The organism is Planctomycetia bacterium (assembly GCA_034440135.1).
Classification (GTDB): Bacteria; Planctomycetota; Planctomycetia; order Pirellulales; family JALHLM01; genus JALHLM01.
In genome coordinates, this window is record JAWXBP010000440.1 from 1 (window position 1) to 6,121 (window position 6,121).

A 6,121-nucleotide genomic window follows, 5' to 3' on the forward strand; every position below is an offset into this window, starting at 1 on the left:
CCGCTCCAGCATGGAGCGCGGGCTTGACGACTGGGACGACCCGACCTCTGGGACTGTGAAGCACGATCGATTGCTCAAAGAGTCGTAGCGATTGCTTTAGGTGACATCGATAAGGCGATCGCGGCGCGGCGCACGGACGCACGATTCCGCTTCCGTCGACGATTCCCCCACCGAACGGCGCATTTTCGTGTAGGCCTGGGTGAACTCCGCGCAAAGAAACACAACTTGAGCGGAATAGTAGATCCAGACCAGTACCACGATGCCGGCGCAGACGCCCATGATAATTCGCAGCAATCTGGTGCGAGCGATCTCGATCCAGCTCCGTCCCGCCTTGGGGCGCACGTCCCAAATGGCGTTCAACGCTTGCTGAAGCTGCGAAAACAGCCTCGTCGCGCCCCAAAGGAACATCAGCGATCCGGCAAAAGTCGCTCGCGACGTGGCTCCTTGCGAGGCTGACAATAAGTCTGGCACGGCTTTCCCGCTTACTCGCCCAAGATGACGTCAGTTGGTCGTCGAATTCGCCCCGCACTTGGCTAGGCTCATAGAATATGCGGGCGATCGCAATCGCGATCCAGAAGAGCGGTGCCAACGAAATCACAACGTAAAATGCTAACGCCGCGCCGAGTCGCGCGGCGTTGTCATCCGACTAGTCGCGGCACGTTTGCCGCATCAGTGCAAATGCGAAGGTTGGTCGCGATCGCACTGACTGCTCCGGTGACTGCGGCGGTGACCGTTGCCCCGTCATGTAGTGCGCTCAATAGCCTGATTCAACTCTGCCGGCGATGCTCCGCCGGGCCGAGCATCTGGCTCAGATTGTACGCAGTGTTGACCAGGCCGACGTGCGAAAAAGCCTGTGGAAAATTACCCACCTGCCGCTCCGCGATCGGATCGTACTCCTCGGCCAGCAGTCCCAGGTCGTTACGCACGTTCAACAGGCGATCGAACATTCGCTGCGCTTCGTCCGCTCGGCCCGAGAGCGCCAGGTTGTCGGCATACCAAAAGGAGCAGGCGAGGAACGAACCTTCTCCCGCCGGGAGCCCGTCGACATACGTTTCCGTGGCGTAGCGATCGACAAAGCCATTGCGCATCAGCTTCTTCTCAATCGCGCTCAGCGTGCCCTGCATGCGCGGGTCGGTCGCAGGCAGGAAGCCTACGAGGGGCGCCATTAGCAAACTCGCGTCGAGAGTATCGCTGTCATAGCACTGCACGAATGAGTTGAGATCCTGATTGAAGCCATGCTGGCAGACTTCGAGGTGAATAGTGTCGCGCAATCGCCCCCATTTCTCTGCGGGGCCTTCAAAGCCGAACGACTCGACGGCCTTCACCGCGCGATCGAAGGCCACCCAGGCCATGATCTTGGATTGAGTGAAATGCCGTCGCGGTCCGCGCACTTCCCAGATGCCTTCGTCCGGCTCGCGCCACTTCGATTCGAGAAAGTCCAGTAAATGTTGCTCGAAGCGCCACGCGTCGTCGCTGCGCTCCAAGCCTTCGCGGCGGCATTGGTGCAGCATATCGCAGACTTCACCGTAGACGTCGAGTTGAAACTGATCGGCCGCCGCGTTCCCGATCCGCACCGGCGTCGAAGCTTCATAGCCGGGAAGCCAACGCAATTCCACTTCCGTCAACCGCCGTCGCCCCGTCAGGCTGTACATGATCTGCAACTTATCGGGGCTGCCCGCGACGGCGCGCAGCAGCCAGTCGCGCCAGGCGAGCGCCTCGTCGTCGAAGCCCGCCGCGAGCAGCGAGTACAGCGTGAACGTCGCGTCGCGCAACCAGCAGTAGCGATAGTCCCAGTTACGCACGCCGCCAATATGTTCGGGCAATGATGTCGTCGGCGCCGCCACGATACCGCCCGTGGGCGCGTACGTGAGCGCTTTCAGCGTAATCAACGAGCGCAAGACGGCATCCCGCGCGTGACCGCACCCGGCGCACTGCTGTGACCAATCTCGCCACCATTTCGCCGTGAACGCGAGCGATTCCTCGGCGTCGATCTCCGCCGGCAGTTTTTCGAACGACGGATACCAGGTCAGCACGAAGGGCACGCGCTCGCCCGCTTTGACGGTGAAATCGGCGACGGTGGACAAGCCTTCGCCGCGTACCGGAACCGGCGTGCGCAGAACGACGGAGTCCGGCCCCGCCATGGCGAAAATCCCTTGTTCGATGTGTCGCACCCAGGGGACGATCGAGCCGTAGTCGAAGCGAATCGTCAATTCCGTCCGCATCGCCACTTCGCCTTCGATGCCGACCACGATGCGCACAACGTCCGGCTCTCCGCTGCGTGGTGGCATGAAGTCAACGATACGAACCGCGCCGGTCTCGGTGCGGAATTCGGATTCGATGATCAGCGTATCCGGCTGATAGTGGCGCCGTACTGCGAAGCCGCCTACGACAGGAGCGAGCAGCCACCGGCCATGCTCCGGCGTGCCAATTAGGGCAGCAAAGCAGGCCTGCGAGTCGAATCTTGGTAAGCACAGCCAATCAATCGAACCGTCGGCGCCGACCAGTGCGGCCGTCTGGCAGTCGCCGATCAGACCGTATTGTTCCAAGGGGAGCGTCATTTCGAAGTGCTTCCGTGAGGACCCATGATCAATTCATCTTTTCAAGGCGCAGCAGCGCCGCGGGAAAGCTGGCGAAGATTTGTTCCATCGCGACTTCGCCTGAAAAATGCTCGCCACTTAGGCAACTTTGCCATTCCCCGGCGGGTAGCGCAATTGTCGTGCCTTCCCATGCGCCCGCGCGGCGTCGCAACCAGCGATGAGAAATGGCGGCAACTTTACCGGAGCGGACGAAAGCTACGACATGGTCGGCATACTTGCCGCTTGCCGGAAGCGGCTCGTAGCTAGCCTCGGCGCCGAAACATTCGGGCTGCTGTTTGCGCAGCCGTAAAGACTGCAGCGTCAGCCACAGCTTCGGCAGGCCTTCGTGCCAACGCTCTTGAATCTCGGGCGTTGAAAGATGTTGCAGTTCGTCCAGCAACTGTGTTCGGCGATCAAAAGCGACGCTGCGGCGATTGTCCGGGTCGACAAGGCTGAAGTCCCAGAGCTCTTGCCCCTGATAGATGTCCGGCACGCCCGGCGCGGTGAGCTTCCAGAGCGTCTGTGACAGCGCGTTCACATATCCGGCGTACTTGATCGCGTCCACGAACGTCGCGATATCGTCCAGCATGCCCTGGTCGGCGTAAAGCTTTTGAACGTATTCATCGAGACACGCTTCGAACGCGGCGGACGGTGCGGTCCATGACGTGTGCTCCTTCGCCTCGCGCGAGGCCTTGCGCAGATATGTTGTAAGTCGCTCCTGCTCAATGGGCCAGACGCCGACGAGGTTCTGAAACAACAAGTACAAGGTGTTCGCGTCCGGGAGACCGTCCTGCTGATAGGCCGAACCACGCTCCAGCCAACGCTTTACGGCGGCGGCCCATGCGTCCGGAATCTCGGACAATACCGCCAAGCGCGCGCGGACGTCTTCGCTGCGCTTGGTGTCGTGCGTCGTTGTGGCGAGCAACGTCTGCGGTCGATTCGCTTGGTTCTCGGCGCAGATCGCATGGAAATCGGCGGCGGACATGCCGAACCGCCCCGGATCGCCGCCGACTTCGTTGAGCGCGACGAAGCGGTTGTAGCAGTAGAAGCCGGTATCCTCGGCACCTTTGGCCATCGCCGGTCCGGTGAGTTGCTGGAAGCGCATCACGAATTCGGCTTCGTCCGAACCGCGCCGCTTCAATTGCAGCATGTCTCGCAGCAGATCGACCAGCTCTTTATCCAAGCCGGGGCGACACTCTTTCACGGCTTCGATGGCCGACGCGATGCGTCGTTCGTCGTCCTCGCCGAGGTGTTGATCTTCCGCCCGTGCGTACGTGCGATACACACTCAATTGCGCGATGGTCTCCGCCAACAGTTCCGTGGCTTCGCGGCGCGTGTAGTCGCGATACTTCCGACTCGCTTTGCAGATCGCCATGAACAGTACAACTAACCGCCGCACGTCGCTGCTGAACAGGTCGTGCAGCACGAGTCGCTTCTTCTCCAGCAGCAAATGTGGCCAGGCATTCGTATGCCCGGTTACTTCCCTGTACAGTCGAGTCAAAGTCTCTTCGCCCTCTGGATCGATCAGCAGTCCGAGGGCTGCGTTCATGAATTCATAACCGGTCGTGCCTTGGACGGGCCAATTGCCCGGCAGGCGTTCATTCACGGCCAGAATCTTTTCCACGACGATCCACGCGCGTGGCGTGCGTTCCCGCAGGCGCACCAGGTATCCATAGGGATCACGGAGCCCGTCGATATGATCGAGGCGTAGACCATCAATGACGCCCTTTTTCAACCATTGAGAGACGAGCGCATGGACGTCATTAAACACCTGCTCGTCTTCAATCCGTAAGCTCGCCAATCCCGTCACATCGAAAAAGCGGCGATAGTCGATTTCCTCCCCGGCCGTGCGCCAATACGCAAGGCAGTAATTCTGTCGGCGGAGCAAGGCGTCGAGCATTTCCGCGTCATAACTTATCTTCGCCATCGCGGCGTCAATCGCCGACGCGACCTCCGGATCCTCCGCAATTGCCGCACGCAGCAGGCCCTTTAACACAGCCGCGTCGCGCAGGCGGAGATGAATGAGCGCCTGATCCGAGGTGCTGGCGTCGGGTAAATGCGCAAATGCGTCCGCGAGAAAGGCGATTCGATCGGATGGATACTGTTCGGCGGCACGACGCAAGATGTCGTCCCAAGTGCGCGGCGACAGCGGAAAAGTGTCGTTGTGATAGCGAATTACGAATTCATCCTCGCTCAACTCGACGCGAAGGCGCCCGCCGTCGACGACCCGGCCATAGTGATCTTCCAGGATTGGCAATAAAATGCGATTACGGTTGGATTCTTCGCCGCCGCTCCAGTCGACGTCGAAATAACTTGCGTAGAGACTGGCTGGGCCGTTCTGCAACACGTCCCGCCACCACCGATTGGCGCTGTCGCCGACCGCCATGTGGTTGGGGACAAAATCGAGCAGTTGACCCAATCCCGATTCGCCAAGCGTCACGCAAAACCGCTCGTGGGCTTCCGCGCCTCCTAGCTCCTGGTTCACCACCGTGGGATCCACGACGTCGTATCCGTGCGTGCTACCGCGAGCGGCTTGCAAGTACGGAGAACAATAAGCGTGACTAATGCCCAGTTGCGATAGATAAGGCGCAATGGCCGCCGCCGCGTCAAACGGAAATGCCGCATTCAATTGCAGGCGATAGGTCGCCCGAGTTCCAATGGGACCGACATGTTCGAGCGTCACGCGTATTCTCCAAGGACTCGATGCGCCCGAACGATGTGCGCAAGATGAACGCCCGACATGCCGAGCGGGTCGTGGCTACCCACGGGCCAATGGCAATGGCTCAGCGCCGTGGCGACGCATCACGCGCTCGGCCAACGTGATCCAGGTGATCGGATCTTCCGGCTGCAATTCCACCGCGACCAGTGTCTTGTCCGGTAATGCGGCCTGGTCGTGGAAGTTCGCCGGCTCGCTTTCCGTTCCCCGCGTCATCATCGCGCCCACGAAGCCGCCCACCAAGGCCGCGGCCAACGGGATCAGGGCGCCCATCAGCATGCGGGGCTGATCGTCGCTGTTCATGGCCCCGAGGGCGATTGCCATCACACCGCCTAGGACGAGCCCAGCGATTGATCCGATGGCGATCCACTTGACCGTCAGGCGACCAGCCGGCGGCTGCGTGTCGACGCTGCTGAAGCGACGCCTAATTTCCGCGGCGTCACTGACCACGGTGATCCGGTCCCGCGGCAGCCCAGCGTCCAGCAAATCCTGGACGATCTGCTCGGCGTCAATCACTTTGTCCAGCAGGACTGCCCGCGTCGGTGTATCGGTGGCCGATGCCTGTATGGTCGTTGCAGTTGCCATGGTTGCACCGAGACTTGAGTTGCGTTGAATCGCGTTCACGATGGTCAATAAGCAAGCGTCATGCCAAATCCCATGTGCAATTCCAGCGAAGAACGATGATTCCTTTCCAAATAGGCGCCTGCAGAGCGCTCGCGGCCACAAATCAGTCGGTTGGCGCAATGAACGATGTCGATATGCTCAGGCTACTTGGAGGCGGGGAATCTGATTTGCTTCCTCGCTGCTCAAAGTACGCATTCCGCACTGA

At 60.5% G+C, this 6,121-nt stretch carries 4 protein-coding genes; all 4 read right to left on the reverse strand.

From position 1 onward, the window contains the following. Nucleotides 1-96 precede the first annotated feature (96 nt). Complete coding sequence (locus tag SGJ19_25380) at nt 97-471, reverse strand: hypothetical protein (GenBank protein MDZ4783594.1); 375 nt, start codon at nt 469-471, stop codon at nt 97-99. 296 nt (nt 472-767) lie between these two features. Continuing rightward, a complete protein-coding gene (locus tag SGJ19_25385; protein MDZ4783595.1) occupies nt 768-2,558 on the reverse strand; it encodes a glycoside hydrolase family 15 protein in 1,791 nt (596 codons plus the stop codon). 28 nt (nt 2,559-2,586) lie between these two features. Then, entirely contained in the window at nt 2,587-5,259 is a 2,673-nt protein-coding gene (gene treY, locus SGJ19_25390) for a malto-oligosyltrehalose synthase (protein MDZ4783596.1), read from the reverse strand. Nucleotides 5,260-5,334: 75 nt separating this feature from the next. Continuing rightward, nucleotides 5,335-5,877 (reverse strand): hypothetical protein, encoded by a 543-nt coding sequence (locus SGJ19_25395; protein MDZ4783597.1) that lies wholly within the window; start codon nt 5,875-5,877, stop codon nt 5,335-5,337. Nucleotides 5,878-6,121 lie beyond the last annotated feature (244 nt).